We start from the raw sequence: 18,540 nt of genomic DNA, 5'->3' as shown, positions 1-18,540 counted from the left end.
TGAGAGATATGTCAAATGCATTAAAACAGGTTATAGAACGTTTAAAATCAGATTTCAGTTTTGCTGAACAATATTTGAATAATCCATCGTTGGCTCTACAAAGCTATCAATTGGAAAGTAATGAATATCAAGCTTTGGTTGCTCGAAACGCAAATGATCTAGAAAGACTGGGAGTTTCTATAAGTGATATTCGTGCAGCAGAATCTGGTGGGCATAGCCAACAATGTTCGACTGATTGCTATCGATAATGCTAAGTCCCCTCAAATCATTGATATTTGAGGGGTAATTTTTTGAGTGAAAGAGGTGTACCAGAATAGAGACTAAGAAATTGGTAGAAGATACTCTACAAAAGTTTTTAGGTGAGTATGTATATGATGAAATGTACAAGGGGAATCTAACTCCTTCAAATTGGCAACATTTCTATGATTTTATTGTCATGTGTTATAAGGTCCCTCAAAGTGATAGACCTACAGTGAGTCAACTATCCACTATTTTCAAAGAAAAAAACATCCCGAATTCAGGTAGTCTTGCTATTCTTTATGCTCATGGGCTTTATATATTAGCACGATCAGAAGGGAGAAATATATTTAAAGGAGGGTTTAATTATTAAGAATTTTAGTGGTATTTACAAAGTGAATTGTAAGTTTGTGAACCGACTTGAAGAATGTCAATTAAAAATAGACGACCAAACAATTTGGGCATTTCCTATATTTGAAAATGCAATACCTATACCAGATCAAGGAATTAAACTGCATATAAGTGCAACTATCAAGAATGCAAATAAAATCGCAAAAAAAGTGATGCCGTTTTTAATGAGTAAAAGGATTCAATTTAAAATTACCAAAGATTTATTTGAGTTGAACAATTTAAATAGAGGTTTTTATGGATACACACAAATAGGTAAATTCATTACTGTATACCCAACCACAGAAAAACAATTGATGTGGATATCCAAAGAACTTTGTCATTTAACGAGAGGATTTGATGGGCCATTTATACCTTCAGACAAGAAACTACGTGGAATTATTTATTATCGATTTGGTTCATTTAAACGAAGTGAAAAGGGGGATTCTGTTCTTAAAAAGACAACAGGAGAGATTATAAAAGATTCACGACTTCCCGGAGATGCTATTCCTGATTGGATCTCTGATCCTTTCTTTAACACAAGATGTAGATCAACTGAAGTGAATATTCCTTCACAATATATTTTGTTGGAAGTGTTAAAAAAAAGTGGAAAAGGCGGTGTTTATCGGATTTTAGATTTGTCTCATAGACCACCAGTAACTAGAATAATGAAAGAGGCAAAGAAATACGGAAACCTAGAATTTTCAAAGGTTGACGCAAGAGATCGATTACAGTGGGAGTGTACATTATTTTGTAAACTGGAGAAATTTCACATCTCGCCTAAAGTATATAATCGATTTCATCTAGATTCTAGTTCTTTTTCTGTTGTGACAGATATGGGAGATAACACATTAATCAATCTTTTGTCAAAGAAAAGGTTTGAATTGGAAGAAACCATCAATATTGGGATTCAATTATGTCAAGTAACAAAATTATATCATGATCAAGGAATAATTTTACGTGATCTTTCCTTGGATAATATCATCTGGGAAAAGAACAAAATAAAAATCATTGATTTAGAACACGCTTATCACAAAAATAGTCCTCCAGTGACAGCCATTGGAACACCTGGTTTTTCTCTTCCCAGACAAATGGACTCAAGGTATCAGCCTCTCCATCCTGTTCCAAGCCACGATATTTATTCCATTGGGGCAATTATATATACATTACTTTCCCCTGTAAGTTATCTGGAATATTTACGATTTTTCAATTCTGATAAAACCAGAAGTGTAGAAAAAGCGTGGGAAAGATCAGCTCTTTCAATCAATGCCCCTAAAGAATTAAGAATGATTTTAAATAAATGCCTTACAATCAATTTTAAAAAAAGGTATAGGTGTTTGGATACATTCATAACAGATTTAACAAATGTTATGAGCAGGGAAAAAGACTGGAAAATGGAAAATAACTGTTAACCAATTAGAAATGGAGAGTACACGATGAAGTATACTAACTCGTTAGAAAACATAACCTCACAACAATTAGATGGAGGTTTTTTTGTTGGATGGCCCAATCCTCCAGCACCTGATACGCATTTTATGCTATTAAAAAATAGTTATAAATGTATAGTAGCAATAGATGAAACAGCAGAAAGAGTAGTCGGATTTATTAATGCTGTTAGTGATGGTGTCTTATCTGCCTATATCCCCTTTTTGGAAGTTTTGCCGGAGTACCAAGGAAAAGGTATTGGAAAAAAACTTGTAAGACTGATGATAGAAGAGCTAAAGGACTTGTATATGATTGATTTGTTATGTGATGAACATTTGCAATCTTACTATGAAAAGTTAGGATTACTAAAGACTCAAGGTATGTTTATTCGGAATTATGTAAATCAATCAGGAATAAAGCAGATGATGAAAATGAATGAACACACACTAGGCTCTTAACAAAAACAAACAAGTTTTTATGGAAAAAGTTGTCCTAATTTCTTCCCAAGGCTCGTATACATGAGTTAAATAAACAGTCCAATGGGAGGACAATTATGCGAAACAAAGCAAAAGCTATGGTATGTATGTTACTTTTTCCAGCCGCACTAACTGGTTGTTTTTCCGGTCCTAATGCAAAGGCTTCCAAACCGATTGATCCACCACAAGGTGAAGCTCAAGTTGTCCATGCAAAAGTAGAACCAAAGAAAGAGACACAGGGTCATTTGACAGAGTTATATACTCTGAACCAAGATGGCTATATTATGCCATACTCTGTAAAGTTATCGGGAAAATCCCTAGCAAAAAGCTCCCTAGAGAGTCTAATAGAAGGTAATCAAACAGCTGCACTGCTTCCGAAGGGGACAAAGAGTGTACTGCCAAAAGGAACAAGAGTACTCAGTGTGAAGATCAAAAAAGGAGTAGCAACTGCAAATTTCTCCAAAGAATTTAAAAACTATAAGCAAGCAGATGAAACAAAAATTTTAAATGCTATCACTTGGACGCTTACTGGTTTTAGTAACATTAAATCTGTTAATTTGCAGATAGAAGGCAAAAAACTAGCATTGATGCCAAAAGGAAAAACGGTTGCTCAAGGTTTGACTCGTGCAGATGGAATAAACGTAGAAGTGGCTAATGGAGTGGATATAAGTGCAAGTATGCCCGTAACACTTTATTTTTTAAGTCAAGCGGATGATGATTCGATCAGTTATGTTCCAGTTACTCGACTGGTCAATCGCTCTGCCAATATTGGCGAGGCAGTTATAAAGGAATTAGTAAAAGGACCAATGGAAAACAGTCATTTAATAGGTCCGCTAGACACGACTACAACCATCAAAAGTGTCAAAATTGAAGGAAAACAGATTACAGCCAATTTTGGGAAAGAAATTTTACAGTACAATGATCAAACTGCGGCTTCCAAAAGTGCTCTGGATTCCATTGTCTTATCTTTGACACAAAACATAAACGCCAATAAAGTAAAAATTGTTGTCGATGGTAAAACGACAATTGGAGTATTAAATAATCAAGGAAAAAATGTAGATTTACCCGTTTCAAGACCGAAACAAGTTAATCCGAGTGGACTATGAATACTCCCACCATCCTAGGATGTTGAACAAAGTACGATTCACCTCATCAACATAGAGGTGGGTGTACTCTAGTGCAAAGAGGTACAGACTAAGAAGTAGAGGTTTATAAACAAGCCTCTACTTTTTTTGGGATCACTTCAAATGTATAATTGATAGGTCAATTCTAATTTTTGAAGTTTGATATGGTATACTGAGTTATCTAGAAATTGGGGGGAAAGACCTTGCGAACGGACGGAAGAAACTATGACCAATTACGTAGAGTTGAGATTGTTCGAGATTATATAAAACCAGCTGAGGGCTCCGTCCTTATTTCAATAGGGGATACACGAGTTATTTGTACGGCAACCATTGAGGAAAAAGTTCCTCCTTTTCTTCGTAATTCTGGCAAGGGATGGATCACTGCTGAATATTCCATGTTACCTAGAGCAACTGGAGTGAGAACGATCCGTGAATCGAGCAAAGGAAAAGTAACAGGCAGAACGATGGAAATCCAAAGGCTCATTGGTAGAGCTCTACGTTCCGTTGTTGATCTTAAGGCTTTAGGAGAAAGAACCATCTGGATTGACTGTGACGTAATTCAAGCAGATGGTGGTACGAGAACTACATCTATTACTGGTGCGTTTGTTGCGATGGTAGATGCTTTGATTCCGCTCTATCAAAAACAGGTTTTTAAACGTTTCCCAGTAAAAGATTTTCTTGCTGCTACAAGTGTCGGAGTAGTAGGAGATAAAATATGTTTAGATCTCTGTTATGTGGAAGATTCTACAGCTGTAGTAGATATGAATGTGATTATGACTGGAAAAGGTAGATATGTGGAGATCCAAGGTACAGGAGAAGAAAATCCATTTAGCCCAGAACAGTTACAAGAAATGCTTACATTAGCCAAAAAGGGCACAGGTGAATTGACTGTTATCCAAAAACAGCTTTTAGGGAATCATGGAGAATTTATCGGTGGGAAAAATGGATAAACGAAAATGGCCGTTTTCATCCATTATTATTGCTACAGCAAACAAACATAAACAAAAACAATTTGTGGATCTATTTGCACCATTAGGATTAAAGGTGAAAGGATTAAACGATTTACAAGATGTCCCTGAAATCGTAGAAGACCAGCCTACTTTTGAAGGGAATGCCGCTAAGAAAGCAGAAATTATTTCCAAGTGGTTGGATGGTCCAGTTATTTCGGATGATTCAGGTGTTGTTGTTCCAGACCTGGACGGGGAACCCGGCGTTTATTCCGCTCGGTATGCAGGGGAAAATGCGACAGACGAAGCAAATAATCAAAAACTTTTAAGTGAAATCCAAAGAAGAGATATAAATAAACCCCATGCTTTTTATGTATGTGTAATGGCTGTAGCTATTCCCAATCACCCAACACAGTTATTTCGTGGCGAATGTCATGGAAACATCATTACAACTCCTCAAGGTGAAAATGGTTTTGGCTATGATCCAATTTTTTATTTACCAGAAGAGAAGAGAACGATGGGACAATTATCAAGTGAACGAAAATATACGATAAGTCATCGAGCCAGAGCTACTGCAAAGCTGGTAGAATGGCTTCAAAAAACATATTTATTTTTGACTTAGGGCAATGCGTGAGAAAGGTGTGGAATGGATGAAGGTACTTGTAACAAGTGATTCGCATGGAAAAGCAACGTTGCTCGCACATATTGTGAAACGAGTTCAAGCAGATTACGTGATTCACTGTGGTGATTTTTGCACGGAAAAGAAGCAGCTACCTTCCGTTCCAATGACAGTGGTGAGAGGGAACTGTGATTTTGAAGAAGTTCCTAATGAGGAAGCAGTGACTCTAGCAGGTTATCATTTCTTTGTCACACACGGTCATCGCCACCAAGTCAAATCCGGTCTCTTACCCCTTTCGTTACTTGCGCAGGAAAGAAGAGCAGACATCATATGTTTTGGTCATTCTCATTTTCCGTTATGTGAACAAGAAGGAAATACTTTATTTATCAATCCTGGTAGTATCATCAGCCCGCGGGGATATAGTGTGCCGACCTATGCGATTGTTAACTTGGCTGAAGATCGACATGTTCAAGTAAGTTATTTTCAACCAAATGGAAGAGAAGTCCAAAATCTTGGCGGTTCGTTCGTCTTATAGTGCGAACCGTCATTTTTTTGTTGACAAATAAGATAATATGATTTATCATGATTCATGTTATGTCTCCGTAGCTCAGCTGGATAGAGCAACAGCCTTCAATTAGGAGCCTCTATAAGAAAACAAAAACTTGTAGAGTGGATGACACTATATCGGTGAAACCTTAACAGATAATGCTGATGGCAATACCGAGGAAACTTACGATCTCTGTGATGCTGTAAGAGATTAAGGAGTTTTGAAGGCTCAAGTATTCTACTTGAGGGTAAAAGCTCCAAAGAATAATCAACTGTTAAATGTTAAATTTGCGGCTGATTATCGTGAGGTTCCGTAGAGACTATACGTGTCACACCTGAAATGGTGAAGATATAGTCCAGACCACAAACAATGGATTGGTGACGAAAGTCATAGTGGTATGCTAAGCTGTGGGTCGGGGGTTCGAATCCCTCTGGGGACGCCAAATTGGTTTGAAAAAAACCCAACACGTAAAAGTGTTGGGTTTTTATGTATTGTATTTTCTATAGTAGTGGCTCAAGGTAATCAGTGGCCAAACATAAGGATAACTGTGGTAATACACATAAAATTGACCTGCTAAACCACTGCCAGCGGGGTACTTCCAAGCGCTTCCTCTGTCTTCCACTAGTTGCAGTAAACAATCGATACCAGCGTGGATTTCATTTGTAGGCTCATCATGGAAAGCGATCAAAGCATCTAATGCCCAAGCTGTTTGGACGGGAGTGGAGAAAGGCAGTTGCACATATTTATTCTGCTGATCACTATAACAAGATTCCCCCCACCCGCCATCCGTATGTTGTATAGATAACAGCCATTTCAATCCTTTCTGGACGGTCCAATCATCTCTTGGTACCTGAATAGCAGCTAATCCCGTCAATGCTGCCCAAGTTCCATAAATATAGGCAACTCCCCATCTGCCAAACCATGAGCCATCCTTTTTCTGGTTTTTTTCCAGCCATCTACGGGCTTTATTTACTGCAACGGCTTGACTTGCATGTGTAGTGTAATTTCCTAAAAACTCCAATGTTCTGCCTGTGAGATCAGCCATAGAAGGATCTCCCCAAATCTTGCTGCCTAGATCAGGTAAAAAGGTTTGCCAAGCTTTTCCTGTATCTTTTTCAAATGCCGGCCATCCACCATCCCTATTTTGCATAGACAGAAGCCATGTGACACCGCGGTTCCAAGCTCTTTGGGTGGATTTATTTCGATATGAGTATGTGAGTACACGCAGTGCAACTGTAGTATCATCCACATCTGGGTTTATCGTATTACAATCAGAAAACCCCCAACCACCAGGTTTTACTCCTCGATTATGTACAGCCCAATCCCCTTGGCGAGTATGTTGCCTTGATAAAATGTAGTTTCGTCCTTTTTTTATGGTTGAATGCTCAGAGCCAATTCCAGCTTCTATTAATGCATGAAGGACCAATCCCGTATCCCAGACATTTGCATTTGCTTCTTGTATATGTACTTCGGAGTTTACTGGACATATATAATGGTTTACTAACCCGTTATATGCCTTCTCAATAGTAGGATGATTTTTTGGGTATCCGAGAGCGAGCAGAGCAAAGATGAGCAAAAATGTAGTACTCATATAGTTGTATAACGTACCATCAGGTTCAATTCGATCCAATAAAAATTTTTCTCCATACTCTGTTGCGTAGTGATGAATATTTTCTCTTAATTTATCATGGGGAAGAAATGGAGCAATCTTTTTTTTCAATAGGTTGGAAAACCTTCTATGCGAATGCGTTTGTGGCATCCATTTGTTTACTTGATCATATTTAGGCAGATGGATTACCCATTGTCGATCATGAATGATCATGATTGGTGCTAAATGAGTGCGGGCATATCCGACAAAATCAAAAAAATGGACTGGTCCCCATTTAGGAAGCAGGAAAAATTCTACTGGTAACTTAGATAGATGACTCCAAGGGTAATGACCAAAAATTGCTAGGACTGTTCGTGTTAGAGGATTTGCTTGGTCAAAATGATCTTTTTCCTCTAAAAATTTTATTGCCTTATTAAGGAGAGTCAGATCGTGAAATTTATTGCTATATAAAAGAGCTAAGCAAGCTTCGACTGTTGCAGAAGGATTGCCATATTTTTCATCAGGGAAGGTAGTCCATGTACCATTTGAGGTTTGCTTAAATAATATTCGATCTACTAACATTTGCTCTAATGTATCGTTCGTTTTATCTAGAGCTTTTAGGAGTAAGAGCATATAAGCATCCGACATTATACCGCTTTCAAAACAAAACTCCCATTTTCCACTTGGTTGTTGTTTTTGTATTAATTCTTGTGAAAGACAATCCATCATCGTTTTGATCCGTTCCATATAAAAACTCCTTTAGTTTTTATAAGGAGTATTCGTAAAAGCAGAAGAACATGATTGAAAGAACAATCTTAACTTCTCATCTCTAATCGATAAACGTTATCATTCCAATTTACAAATGGAAAACATTTAGATAAAATGATATAGACTTTCTCGCACCTACAATGGAGGAAATCGTGGAACAAACTTCTGATGACAGGAAGCCTACAGAGATCCAGCAGGCACTCAGTAGAAGCAGGACAATGAAGTGGGTACTATTCCTTGTCCTGTTTGGTTCAGGGGCCGAGATGCTGATCGGTTGGACTCACGGTTCCCATAGCCTCATGTCTGATGCCATCCATCTGATTACTGACTCACTGGGTAATCTGATCGTACTGGCTGCATGTATGCTCAGTGCTGTTTATATCTGGGTATTGCACGATTTGGAGAAGGTAGATCTGCTTGAGGAAGATAGAGAGAGTAAGAACAAGAGTTGGGCCTATCGACTCTCAAAGGGACTGGTACACAAGTACTTGGATCGCATCAATCCTGCCTATCTGAAGATGTGGGCAGATTTTCTTAACGGTGCGATTATGATTGTGGTGGGAGTTGGAGTGCTTCTTACAACAATCCAGCGGGCATCGCATCCCTATGAAGTAGAGGCAAATGGATTCACGAAGTTCACCGCATGTACCTCTCTTTTTGTTTTTGGACTGTGTGCCTTTCTGATGGAGAGATCAGACGCAAAAGATGATCTTCGTAGTGTGATTGCGCATGTCAGGGCTGATTTGCTCGGTTCTCTCTGCAATGTCATCAGTATTAGCATCGTAGCTGCTAAGGGACAAGCGTATTGGCTCTCTGATGCGGTTGCGTCTGTGATGATCGCCATGATCATGATTAAGATCGGCTATTCCATCGTAAAACCGATGAAGCTATCTCTGCGACTGACGGAAAAGCGGTGATGTCTGACAGGTAGGAAAGACGAGAAATGCGGATATCTTAGAGAAAAAGGCGATATCAAACGATTCCCCACTAGCAGAAAATGCTGGTGGGGAATCTGACTATAAATGTAAGATTTTAATTACCAGATGTAATAGAGGAAACTTGGTCATTCCAGTTTGTTCCGTCAGGCATATTGTAATCAGTTAAATTTTGGAACCAGTAATTACTGCCATTATTGACTAATGTTAAATAGTAGCCTTCGTAATGCCAGTGTTGATAAAACGTTACACGAGAATAAGGATATATATGTGTGGAGGAGATGCGATCATTCCAAGTATCTCCTACATAGTAGTAACTGCTTCCAACTGAGAGAGTAATGTATGATCCGAGTCCTCTGCTGTCAAAGGAAGCATTTTCATAAAAATAGTTCGTTCCAGCAGCGTTTTGTTGCTTTAGGTATTGCTTTTGAAAAGCTTTATATTTTTCAACTGTGGAAAAACCAAAAACATGGTGTCCATTTACTGCATTGCGAAATAGAATAATAGCTGCAATTTTTTTGTGTGATTGGGGTGAATATGTTTTTCCATCAACAGTATCGACTTTCAAGTTTTTATTTACATTTGAAACAGGACTAGCCATGGCTTGAGTAGTGATCATGCCAAAGCTAAGAGAAAGGATGAAAGCAAAAATAATCATTGGACTTAAAACAGATAGAAACTTTCTTGTCATTCAAATCCCCCTAAATAGTGAATAGTAACAACATTTCATTATATAAAGATAAATTTGTAATTATTCGTTTTTTATATTTGAAACTAAAAATAAAATTGTAAACTCATATTGTTCATACTACAAGTTGTGGAATGAACATTACTTTGTCGTCTGAATATATGTATAGTTAAATACCCCAGTGTAGCTTGATAACTTGGCGGTTTTTAAGGAGATGTGGAAAAGGATGGTACATAATACAGTTGGTTTAGTCAATGTTCGCAATAGCAACTACTTATCTTCTGTATTTCTTGGAGATTCGACTTCATCCGGATGGACGGTCAATCAAAAAGAAATGCCAGGAACCGCAACCCTCAGAGGTAACGGTAATGTAGTATCTACAAACTTTAATCTTCAGACCGATATAGATGGATTAGATACACCTTGGACTATTCCTGTAGTAAGAAGTGGTTTTGGAGATGGATAAGAGAGAGTTCCAAGCGGTTGATGAACCAAATGATTTGTCAAAGAATAGAGTAGCATAGACATATATCTATGGGGAGTTGGATGAGATGCAGGAGAAAAATTTTGGGTCATTCAATAATTGGGATGAATTTATAAAATCATTTCAACAATCAGCATCAAATCCGAATAGTACATTTGAAATGGACTTTTCTAAAGTTGAGGATTTTATTAGTAATTCGATGAATGATATGTTTAAATCCAATACATCTATGGGGAAATTTACTGGTACATCTTCCAAACAGGAAGTTTTTGAGACACATGATTACATGATCGCAAAAATACCTATTCCTGAAAACGTCAATCCCAGAGATGTGAGTGTATTTTTAGATACAAATATATTGATGGTATCTGGACTTGGAAAGGACATGGAAAAGATCACCTTACCGATGAATGGAAGCTTCACAGGGTGTCAAGGATATGTCAAGAATGGGGTCATGGAGATAAGAGTTCCTAAAAACGAAAAAAAGAACTTTCGGGAAATTGTGATCAAATATCTTTGACCTTGTTTCATTGGAGGATGATAGCTCGTGCCTGTTCTAAATAATGTAGGATTTGTAAATGTAACAAATGCAAATACACTTTCATCCATTTTTTTAGGGAATACAACAGCTTCCGGTTGGAGTGCCAATCAGAAAAAAATGCCAGGAGTTGCTTTGATAAATGGTAACTGCAACCTAGTAGTTGGTAATTCTACTGTACAGTTTGATAATGATGGATTAGACACACCATGGAACAGCCCTTCAAATAGACAAGGAGTTCTATTAGGTTAAAACAGGAAGTCGGATAAAAAAGGAAGAAGATCATGTCGGAACAAAAATCGATGAACCAAATAACAGTAAATATTCATGGAATTGCTGTTAATGTTATGGATAATACTTCGGGGATTTTTGTGGGAGAAACAACAGCATCGGGATGGTCTTCTAAATATAAATCAAGTACTTTTTTTCGGATAGGTGGAAATTATAATTTCGTTTGCGGAAATAGTAATATTGGTTTTGATAATGATTTAATTGATACATATATCAGCTAGTCAACTTCGTTGCTTATTCACTAAATTTTCCACCCATTCAGGTATTGCCTCTGCTAAACTTGGTGAATCTAAGGTATCAGGGTCATGCAGCATGGAGCGAGTTCCTTCAAATTTGTTGTTGTCTCCACCAACCGTTCCAAACCCTTGGTTGTGTTTTTTATGGCTCTCAAAATGACTGGGTGTGTTGTTTCCTAAATTGATACAAGAAGCTCCTTCCACGCTTCCTACCCGAATGTTTCCGATAATAAAGTTGTTCGTTATATTTGTCATTTGGTTTTCACCACTCATTTTTTCTGTCCATATTTAATCGGAAGCCGGAAGCGGTTTTGCTAAATTTATGGATATTGGCTTTTTTGTCTGGAGAAGCAGAGGTTTTTTTTGTTTTTATTGCACGATTGCTCTTATTTCTAACTTCTTTTACCCCAAAATTATTGCCTAAATTTAAAGATCCACTGATTTCCTCTACATCCAGTGAATCCATTCGAAAAATTAAATTTTCCAGCTTAGGATTATCAATCGTAAGATGCTCAATATGAATGGGTGGTGTCTGGTTATTTTTTAAACTGATTTCGAGAGTGTTTTCCAATTTTTTGAGTTGTTCCGTCAGTTTTTTGAGATCCTCCTGAACGTCCTTTTTACCTCTCCACCATGAGAATAACATTTCATTATTCCTTTTTTTTCGTATTTAAGAAGTCGAAAACATCTGGATCTTCTAAAATAGTGATGGAATGCGATAATTGATTACCATCACCCAATATAGTTCCAAATCCTTCGTTTCGTTTTGATTGATGTTTCCAATAGTGCATCGTATTTTCGCCAGAGAAAATGCCAGAGGAATTAGCTATTTCTCCCACATCTAATTTTTGTAAAGTGATATTATTCACATTAGCCCTCCTACCGATGAGAACTTTTACCCGATTCTTTGATATTACTTACCATATGAAATAAATGTCTGGCTTATTCCAAGGTTCAATTGACTTCTTTACTTGGAAACCTCTTTTTTTCCTTTATCCATGTAATCACGTATGGTGACATTCACATGATAATGAATAGGGGCTTTGCTAAAGCGTTTATCCCAATTTTTCTCCATTTGTTTCCATTCTTTTGGATAATGGATACGCATTTGATCACCAAATCCAGCAACATCGATCTGGTATGTTTTTTGTAGTTTGGTCAGTGTTTGTTTCATTTGTCGTTTTATTTCTTCTGTGGTAGCGATTTCTGCTCGTTTGATGAATTTATTCGAAAAAGCATTACCTGCAAGAACCCAATCTTCATTCAATCGACCAACAGACTCAATGTTTACATCAAATGAAACATGATCCCCTTTTACATGGGGAATAATTTTACTTTTTACAGATGATGTATCATATAGAATAAGCCCATGTGTTTTTGAATCTCTTCCTTTCACCGCGCCACCTTTTATTTTGCCTGTAATCCAGTTTAAACCTTCTACCTCTTCTTCATTTAGAACTCCAACTAGCTTTTTGGTGTCTCCTTTTATAAGTGCCCCGCCATTAAACTTTATTTCTTTATTTTCAGTACGTACGGTTTGAATTACAAAACTTGTATTGGATTCTAAAAGACTCTGTATCTTACCATGTGTGATAGTAGGGAGTAATCGAGCAGTTTTATAATTATTTTCACTGATTCCCACGAGTTCAAAAGAAGGAATATCCGCTGCTATTTTTAACGTGTCCGCTGCTGAACCTTGAGAGACTAACATAATACAACTATCTCTTACTTCATATGTACGGGTATGAAAGCTGAGCAAAAGAAGTAAATTCATGTCACGAAGTAATTCTTCACTCATAATGGTTACTTTTAGATGTGCTCCGATTCCAGGATGCTCTGATTCATGAGCAAACTGACGTATTATTTCTAATTTGGAGTCTCCTGTACCTGATTCGTTTTGATATTTTTTTTGCTGTGGACTATTTTGATCCGATTGAGAGCTTGGTACATGTGAGATTGTTTGCAGTGTTAATTTTACACGGTTTTTCTGACGTTGTTTTTCATCGGAAGTGTTAGAAGGAGCTTTATCAAATGCCGATCCAACGATAAAACTGATTTCTTCAATATCTTGACTATCCCAGCAAGCGGATGAAAACAGGAAAATGCAAAAGATAAGAGCAATTTTTCGCAATCGGAACATTTGTTTCACCTCCTTGTCACCGCTAATTTGCTATCTGTTATTTTGAGATTTCTTTTCTTCCTTTCACCATATAGTCACGTATTGTAATATTAATGTGAAAAGTAACCGGGACATGGCTGAATCGTTTATCCCAATCTTTCTTCATGCGTTTCCATTCTTTTGGATAATGAATATGAAGCTGCTCATTAAAACCAGCGACGTCAATTTGATACTTTCGTAGTTTGTTTAAAGATTGGTATATTTGTCTTTGTACTTCTTTTTTTGTTGCTATTTCTGCTCGGGTGATAAATTTATTGCTATAAGCATTACCGGCTAATATCCAGTCTTCATTTAAACGACCAATAGATTCAATGTTTACCTCAAAGGAAATATGATCCCCATTAAGGTGAGGGATAATTTTACTTTTAACGGATGATATTTCATACATAATCAACCCACCTGTTTTTGGATCTCTTCCTTTTACAATTCCTCCTTTTGCTCTACCCATTAACCAGTTTAGCCCTTCAATTTCTTCTTCATTTAAGAATCCAATTAGTCTATTTGTGCCTCCTTTTATAAGGGCTGCTTTGTTAAAATTAATTTTCCCTTTTTTGGTTTGAACACCTTGGACAATAAAGTCTTTATGAGCAGACATGGTGCTAATTGCTTTTCCGATTGACAGTGACGGCAGCAGTTTAGCAGTTTTGTATTGATGTCTGTCTATGTCAATAAGGGTAAAGGCAGGAACATCTGTATGAATATTTAATGTATCGGCTGCTGAACCTTCGGAGACCAGTAATATGCAACTGTCTCTTATTTCATAGGTTCGAGAATGCTGTTCGAGGACTTCTTCCAAATTCATCGTTTTTGCCAGTGCTTCGCCGATCACGATAACTTTTAAATGTTGTCCATAGGAGGGGTGTTCATTTTCTTGGGAAAATGATTGTACGATTTCAATTAACGAGTCGCCGACACCAGATATATTTATATATTTTTGTGGACCTTGATTTGGTTGATTCGATCCGGTGGGAGGTTGTTTAGTAAAAACGGATTGGGTTGTCAATTTGATCGCATTTTTTGGGTGTTTTTTTCCATTAGAAGTAGAGGGAGAGGCTGTATCAAGTGCCGTGCCGACGTGAATATTTAATTGCTCAATATCATGACTATCCCAGCATCCATTTAAAAATAAACAAAAACAGATAGTGATGATGAAGTAACGAAATCGGTACATGTTTTTCTCTCCTTTCTACTTCCAATTACCCTTCCTATATTTCTATGCGATTTAATCCGATATTTCTTTTTTTCCTTTCACCATATAATCACGTATCGTAATGGAAACATGGGATTGGATTGGTACTTGACTAAACCGTTTGTCCCAATCTTTCTCTAAGTGCATCCATTCTTTTGGATATTGAATGCGTATTTGCTCATTAAAACCAGCTACATCAATTTGATATTTTTTTTGTAGCTTGTCTAAAGCTTGATGAACAACGTGCTCTACCTCTTTTTTAATAGCCGCTTCTGCGCGCTCTATGAATTTATTGGAAAAGGCATTTCCTGCATGAATCTGATCTTCATTTAAGCGACCTTCAGATTCAATATTTACATCAAAAGAGATATTATCTCCGTCTAGATGCGGTACGATTTTGCTTTTAACGGATGATACTTCATAAGAGATAAGCCCATTTGTTTTTGGATCTCTTCCTTTTATGATTCCGCCTTTTAATTTGTTTGTGACAAAATTTAATCCTACAATCTCATCTTCATTGAGGAATCCTATTAACCTATTGGTATTCCCTTTGATAATCGCACCGCTATTAAATTTGATTTTTCCTTTCTTCGCGCTGGCCCCTTGTATAATAAAATTATTGTGATTTGCCATCTTGCTTGTTACTTTTCCAAGTGTCATCTCAGGTAACATTTTGGATGATCGATATCGGTTTTTTTCAATGCCAATTAAAGTGAAAGCCGGGACATCTCTGGCTAATTTCAATGCATTAGCAGCGGAGCCTTTGGCGATTAGCAAAATGCAGCTGTCTCTAACTTCAAATGTACGGTCAAAAAGGCTTAGTAAGATTTGTAAGTTTTTTTCTTTCATAAGTTTCTCCCCGATGACAAGTACTTTTAAATGTGCCCCATAGGGAGGAGTGTCTTTCTTTAGTGAAATCTCACGAAAGATTTCCAGCAGGGAATCTCCTGAGCCTGTTATGTTTTCATATTTTTGTTGCTGTGCACCTTTGTCCGATGGAGTAATATTTTGCAGCGTCATTTTGATCATATTTTGTTTATGATATCCTTGTTCCTGATGAGATTGAGGAGTACTCGTTTTGTCAAGTGCGGCGCCAACCTCCATTGCTAACTCTTCAATATCTTTACTATCCCAACATCCTGAAACGATATAGATCGAACAGCAAATGAGGAATATTTTAAGAAGCTGGAACATGTTTTTTTCCTCTTACCATCGCAATAATGAGCATGACAGCAGGAACAACAATGATGAAACCTACACCCACATAACCGAGCAAGTCGCCAAGATGAAAAAAATCATTGATGTTTTTAGGAGAAAGTGCGATCACATACATAAATGGTGCTAAACAAAAAATACATGTTCTTAACTCTTGTTTGAATATCTGCGAGAATCCAAGGGCAGATACATACAAACAGGTTACAAAAGTGGTGAAAATTTGCAAAGTCCAAATTGCCAGCATAAAGGTTTCAAACCGTTCAAATAGGATTCCAGTATATTCAAACTGGCGAAATAAACTTAGTACAGGCCATGTTTTGGTCTGTACCCCTGCGGTACCTAGCGAGCCTAAGGTGAAAATGGTAGTCATAATATAAAAGAACAATGGAGTAGCAATACCAATGGTAGCTGCTTTGATACCTTTCTGTGGTTCTTTCATAAAAGAAATGACGACCAGCATCGTTTCTGGCCCTGTCAAAGCTAGAGCCGTCGGTTTCATTCCTTTGATTACTGGCAAAATCCCTTGACCCAAAACGGGTCGTAAGTTATTTAGTTCAAATGTCTTTAAACTTAATAGAATAACGATGACAAAGATAAGGATAGAAGGGGTAAACAATACTTCAAATAAACGAACAAGCGGATTGATACCACCTACGGTTAAATAAACGCCTAAACAAATAAAAGGTATAATAGTTGCCATGAATGGGGTACGAGGTAATAAGTACAAATGTGTCACTTCTGCCATTCCTCGGATTTCGAATGAACCTAGTAATACAAAATAAGCTATTAAGCTTAAACTCAGTAAAATGCCGAACCACTTTCCAACGATTTTTGGGCTGTACTGATAAAATGATTCATGAGGGAATCGCTGGCAAAGTTTTACTAATACAATAGCAAATAGATTAATAACCAATCCGGAAAGGAGGATAGAAATCCAGCCGTCAGGAGATTGTGTTGTCGCAGTTACTCCCCTTGGTAAGGTGAGGATCCCTAAAGCCGTCATATGAGTGGATACATAGATAGCCAATTGAGTAGTGGTTATTCGATCTGTTTGGTTCTGGTTCATCATGGATTGTCCCCCCTGTCTATTCAACTTCCACCTTTTTGACGCTTATCATCTAAGGTGTGCATCATTTGGGGCCTTTTTTTCATTGTTACTAATGGTAATCGAAACAGAAAATCTTTCCAATCATTCAAACGGTAAGGAGCAGCCGGGGAAATATAAGGGACTCCAAAGCTCTTTAATTTGCACATATGAATAGCGAGTAACAGAAAAAAGAGAATAACCCCATAAAGTCCCCAGATACCAGCACAAAACATCGCCCCGAAACGCAACATCCGGAGGGAAATACCAGCTCCATATTGAGGGATGGCAAAAGAGGAGATGGCAGTTATCGCAACGATAATGACCATAATTGGACTGACAATGCCAGCGTTTACTGCTGCTTCGCCTACAACCAATCCACCTACTAGCCCTACGGTTTGTCCAACAGGTCGCGGTAATCGCAATCCTGCTTCCCGTAAGACTTCAATAGCGGTCTCCATAAGTAATGCTTCTATAAGAGAAGGAAAAGGCACACCTTCACGTGTTGCAGCGATAGAGATTGCTAATTTTGTAGGAATGAGTCCTTGATGGAAAGAAATAAAAGAAATATAAATAGATGGAAGAAACACGGTGACAAATGCAGCTAAATAACGAAGGATACGGATAAGGGAACCAGGAATCCAACGCTCATAATAATCTTCTGGAGATTGTAACAGCATGGAAAAAGTAACCGGAATAATCAATGCAAACGGAGTTCCATCTAATAGAATGGCGACTCTTCCTTCTGTTAATGCTGCGATAACTCGATCTGGACGTTCTGTATTTTGAACTTGTGGAAAAATAGAGAAATGATCATCTTCGATAAATTGCTCAACATACCCAGACTCTAAGGCAATATCGAGATTAAATTTTTCTAATCTTTTTTTGGCGATAGTCAGTAAATCGGGATTGGTGATTCCCTCCATATAAACAAGCAACAATTTTTTTTTCGATCGCTGTCCCATTTCATATTCCAGCATGGTGAGAGCAGGGTCCGGCAATCCCCGTCGCAGTAATGCTCGATTATCTGCTATGTTCTCATTAAAGCCTTCTCTTGGTCCCCTTACTAATGCTTCTGTAATTGGTTCTTCAATGGGACGTGATTTATAAGCAATAGTTCCTAAAAGAAAAATTGTATTGATGCTGTTTATTAATAAGGCGGTAGAGCCACTAAGAATCGAAGTGATGACGTTATCGAAGCAGTTTTCTTCTTTTACCTCACTTAGAGAGATAACATTATTATTTATCCACTTTTTTAAATGATCGTGGTCATCAAGCTGTTCTTCTGAATAAATGGTAGATAAATCATAAATCATGGATTTTAAAATTTGATCTTGGATCAAGTCTTTATCTACTAAACCGTCAACATAGACAATAGCTGCTTGTAATTTTGTCGTACCGAGTTGAAACGAACGAAAGATTACATCTGTATTATGGCCAATGCTTTGTTTTATTTGTTCTATATTTGCTTGGATATCCTCAGATACGTGGTGAGATTTCACTTGTTGCGGTTTCTCTTCGGTCCTGTTGGTGTCTTTGTCTTTATTTCTAGAACTTTTTTGCCGGTCTTTCATCGTAATCCC

Annotated in this window: 23 protein-coding genes; 13 read left to right on the top strand and 10 right to left on the bottom strand. The window is 37.5% G+C overall.

Annotated features, from left to right (window positions below; all coding sequences use genetic code 11):
- The 8 genes from AC5WOE_RS14300 to AC5WOE_RS14265 form a co-directional block, all read left to right on the top strand.
- Nucleotides 1–248: hypothetical protein (locus AC5WOE_RS14300; protein WP_496052853.1), on the top strand; the 248-nt coding region annotated here is incomplete at its 5' end.
- An 80-nt stretch (nt 249–328) separates the two neighbouring features.
- Nucleotides 329–610 (top strand): hypothetical protein, encoded by a 282-nt coding sequence (locus tag AC5WOE_RS14295; protein ID WP_496049237.1) that lies wholly within the window; start codon nt 329–331, stop codon nt 608–610.
- A gap of 37 nt (nt 611–647) precedes the next feature.
- Nucleotides 648–2,036: a class III lanthionine synthetase LanKC N-terminal domain-containing protein gene (locus tag AC5WOE_RS14290; RefSeq protein WP_496052852.1), complete on the top strand. Its 1,389-nt coding sequence runs from the start codon at nt 648–650 to the stop codon at nt 2,034–2,036.
- A 24-nt stretch (nt 2,037–2,060) separates the two neighbouring features.
- Nucleotides 2,061–2,507, top strand: a complete 447-nt coding sequence (locus tag AC5WOE_RS14285) for a GNAT family N-acetyltransferase (protein WP_496052851.1) — start codon at nt 2,061–2,063, stop codon at nt 2,505–2,507.
- Between the two features lie 95 nt (nt 2,508–2,602).
- Nucleotides 2,603–3,631, top strand: a complete 1,029-nt coding sequence (locus tag AC5WOE_RS14280) for a GerMN domain-containing protein (RefSeq protein ID WP_496049234.1) — start codon at nt 2,603–2,605, stop codon at nt 3,629–3,631.
- A 221-nt stretch (nt 3,632–3,852) separates the two neighbouring features.
- A complete protein-coding gene (gene rph / locus AC5WOE_RS14275; protein ID WP_496049233.1) occupies nt 3,853–4,599 on the top strand; it encodes a ribonuclease PH in 747 nt (248 codons plus the stop codon).
- The gene (locus AC5WOE_RS14270; RefSeq protein ID WP_496052860.1) at nt 4,592–5,218 is read left to right on the top strand and encodes an XTP/dITP diphosphatase; all 627 of its coding nucleotides are present in this window, start codon (nt 4,592–4,594) and stop codon (nt 5,216–5,218) included. The genes rph and AC5WOE_RS14270 overlap by 8 nt, the downstream gene beginning before the upstream one ends.
- 28 nt (nt 5,219–5,246) lie before the next feature.
- Entirely contained in the window at nt 5,247–5,750 is a 504-nt protein-coding gene (locus AC5WOE_RS14265; RefSeq protein WP_496052850.1) for a metallophosphoesterase, read from the top strand.
- A gap of 496 nt (nt 5,751–6,246) precedes the next feature.
- On the opposite strand, the gene AC5WOE_RS14260 is transcribed toward AC5WOE_RS14265, so the two are convergent.
- The gene (locus tag AC5WOE_RS14260; RefSeq protein WP_496052849.1) at nt 6,247–8,097 is read right to left on the bottom strand and encodes a terpene cyclase/mutase family protein; all 1,851 of its coding nucleotides are present in this window, start codon (nt 8,095–8,097) and stop codon (nt 6,247–6,249) included.
- A gap of 173 nt (nt 8,098–8,270) precedes the next feature.
- Between AC5WOE_RS14260 and AC5WOE_RS14255 the strand changes: the two genes are divergently transcribed.
- On the top strand, nt 8,271–9,035 hold the full coding sequence (locus AC5WOE_RS14255; protein WP_496049230.1) for a cation efflux transmembrane domain-containing protein: 765 nt from the start codon (nt 8,271–8,273) through the stop codon (nt 9,033–9,035).
- Nucleotides 9,036–9,150: 115 nt separating this feature from the next.
- Here AC5WOE_RS14255 and AC5WOE_RS14250 read toward each other — a convergent pair whose 3' ends face one another.
- Complete coding sequence (locus tag AC5WOE_RS14250) at nt 9,151–9,744, bottom strand: hypothetical protein (RefSeq protein ID WP_496049229.1); 594 nt, start codon at nt 9,742–9,744, stop codon at nt 9,151–9,153.
- Between the two features lie 223 nt (nt 9,745–9,967).
- Here AC5WOE_RS14250 and AC5WOE_RS14245 point away from each other — a divergent pair, with 223 nt between their 5' ends.
- The 4 genes from AC5WOE_RS14245 (at nt 9,968) to AC5WOE_RS14230 (ending at nt 11,275) form a co-directional block, all read left to right on the top strand.
- Nucleotides 9,968–10,207, top strand: coding sequence for a hypothetical protein (locus AC5WOE_RS14245; protein WP_496049228.1), 240 nt, complete (start codon nt 9,968–9,970; stop codon nt 10,205–10,207).
- Between the two features lie 85 nt (nt 10,208–10,292).
- Complete coding sequence (locus AC5WOE_RS14240; RefSeq protein WP_496049227.1) at nt 10,293–10,745, top strand: Hsp20/alpha crystallin family protein; 453 nt, start codon at nt 10,293–10,295, stop codon at nt 10,743–10,745.
- 27 nt (nt 10,746–10,772) lie between these two features.
- On the top strand, nt 10,773–11,015 hold the full coding sequence (locus tag AC5WOE_RS14235; protein WP_496049226.1) for a hypothetical protein: 243 nt from the start codon (nt 10,773–10,775) through the stop codon (nt 11,013–11,015).
- Nucleotides 11,016–11,047: 32 nt separating this feature from the next.
- On the top strand, nt 11,048–11,275 hold the full coding sequence (locus AC5WOE_RS14230; protein ID WP_496049225.1) for a hypothetical protein: 228 nt from the start codon (nt 11,048–11,050) through the stop codon (nt 11,273–11,275).
- Here AC5WOE_RS14230 and AC5WOE_RS14225 read toward each other — a convergent pair whose 3' ends face one another.
- The 8 genes from AC5WOE_RS14225 to AC5WOE_RS14190 all read right to left on the bottom strand — a co-directional run bounded on the left by AC5WOE_RS14225 (nt 11,276) and on the right by AC5WOE_RS14190 (nt 18,531).
- Nucleotides 11,276–11,545, bottom strand: coding sequence for a hypothetical protein (locus tag AC5WOE_RS14225; RefSeq protein ID WP_496049224.1), 270 nt, complete (start codon nt 11,543–11,545; stop codon nt 11,276–11,278).
- Nucleotides 11,546–11,552: 7 nt separating this feature from the next.
- Nucleotides 11,553–11,936: a hypothetical protein gene (locus tag AC5WOE_RS14220; protein WP_496052848.1), complete on the bottom strand. Its 384-nt coding sequence runs from the start codon at nt 11,934–11,936 to the stop codon at nt 11,553–11,555.
- Between the two features lie 4 nt (nt 11,937–11,940).
- Nucleotides 11,941–12,159: a hypothetical protein gene (locus AC5WOE_RS14215; RefSeq protein ID WP_496052847.1), complete on the bottom strand. Its 219-nt coding sequence runs from the start codon at nt 12,157–12,159 to the stop codon at nt 11,941–11,943.
- 98 nt (nt 12,160–12,257) lie between these two features.
- Complete coding sequence (locus AC5WOE_RS14210) at nt 12,258–13,430, bottom strand: Ger(x)C family spore germination protein (RefSeq protein WP_496052846.1); 1,173 nt, start codon at nt 13,428–13,430, stop codon at nt 12,258–12,260.
- A 37-nt stretch (nt 13,431–13,467) separates the two neighbouring features.
- On the bottom strand, nt 13,468–14,640 hold the full coding sequence (locus AC5WOE_RS14205; RefSeq protein ID WP_496052845.1) for a Ger(x)C family spore germination protein: 1,173 nt from the start codon (nt 14,638–14,640) through the stop codon (nt 13,468–13,470).
- 51 nt (nt 14,641–14,691) lie between these two features.
- Nucleotides 14,692–15,852 (bottom strand): Ger(x)C family spore germination protein, encoded by a 1,161-nt coding sequence (locus AC5WOE_RS14200; RefSeq protein WP_496052844.1) that lies wholly within the window; start codon nt 15,850–15,852, stop codon nt 14,692–14,694.
- Complete coding sequence (locus AC5WOE_RS14195; RefSeq protein WP_496049218.1) at nt 15,836–16,942, bottom strand: GerAB/ArcD/ProY family transporter; 1,107 nt, start codon at nt 16,940–16,942, stop codon at nt 15,836–15,838. Before AC5WOE_RS14195 ends, AC5WOE_RS14200 begins: the two co-directional genes overlap by 17 nt.
- 20 nt (nt 16,943–16,962) lie before the next feature.
- Nucleotides 16,963–18,531 carry a spore germination protein gene (locus AC5WOE_RS14190; RefSeq protein WP_496049217.1) on the bottom strand — a complete coding sequence of 523 codons (1,569 nt, stop codon included), beginning with the start codon at nt 18,529–18,531 and terminating at the stop codon, nt 16,963–16,965.
- Nucleotides 18,532–18,540: the final 9 nt, after the last annotated feature.

This window comes from Shimazuella sp. NTD248, assembly GCF_059510395.1.
The sequence above is the reverse complement of the archived record's forward strand: the minus strand, read 5'-3'. Positions and strand labels throughout refer to the sequence as shown.

Coding starts and splice junctions, on each gene's coding strand:
- AC5WOE_RS14285 (WP_496052851.1), top strand. CDS start 2,061: ATGAAGTATACTAACTCGTTAGAAAACATAACCTCACAACAATTAGAT.
- AC5WOE_RS14280 (WP_496049234.1), top strand. CDS start 2,603: ATGCGAAACAAAGCAAAAGCTATGGTATGTATGTTACTTTTTCCAGCC.
- AC5WOE_RS14270 (WP_496052860.1), top strand. CDS start 4,592: ATGGATAAACGAAAATGGCCGTTTTCATCCATTATTATTGCTACAGCA.
- AC5WOE_RS14265 (WP_496052850.1), top strand. CDS start 5,247: ATGAAGGTACTTGTAACAAGTGATTCGCATGGAAAAGCAACGTTGCTC.
- AC5WOE_RS14260 (WP_496052849.1), bottom strand. CDS start 8,097: ATGGAACGGATCAAAACGATGATGGATTGTCTTTCACAAGAATTAATA.
- AC5WOE_RS14250 (WP_496049229.1), bottom strand. CDS start 9,744: ATGACAAGAAAGTTTCTATCTGTTTTAAGTCCAATGATTATTTTTGCT.
- AC5WOE_RS14245 (WP_496049228.1), top strand. CDS start 9,968: ATGGTACATAATACAGTTGGTTTAGTCAATGTTCGCAATAGCAACTAC.
- AC5WOE_RS14240 (WP_496049227.1), top strand. CDS start 10,293: ATGCAGGAGAAAAATTTTGGGTCATTCAATAATTGGGATGAATTTATA.
- AC5WOE_RS14230 (WP_496049225.1), top strand. CDS start 11,048: ATGTCGGAACAAAAATCGATGAACCAAATAACAGTAAATATTCATGGA.
- AC5WOE_RS14225 (WP_496049224.1), bottom strand. CDS start 11,545: ATGACAAATATAACGAACAACTTTATTATCGGAAACATTCGGGTAGGA.
- AC5WOE_RS14220 (WP_496052848.1), bottom strand. CDS start 11,936: ATGTTATTCTCATGGTGGAGAGGTAAAAAGGACGTTCAGGAGGATCTC.
- AC5WOE_RS14210 (WP_496052846.1), bottom strand. CDS start 13,430: ATGTTCCGATTGCGAAAAATTGCTCTTATCTTTTGCATTTTCCTGTTT.
- AC5WOE_RS14205 (WP_496052845.1), bottom strand. CDS start 14,640: ATGTACCGATTTCGTTACTTCATCATCACTATCTGTTTTTGTTTATTT.
- AC5WOE_RS14200 (WP_496052844.1), bottom strand. CDS start 15,852: ATGTTCCAGCTTCTTAAAATATTCCTCATTTGCTGTTCGATCTATATC.
- AC5WOE_RS14195 (WP_496049218.1), bottom strand. CDS start 16,942: ATGATGAACCAGAACCAAACAGATCGAATAACCACTACTCAATTGGCT.
- AC5WOE_RS14190 (WP_496049217.1), bottom strand. CDS start 18,531: ATGAAAGACCGGCAAAAAAGTTCTAGAAATAAAGACAAAGACACCAAC.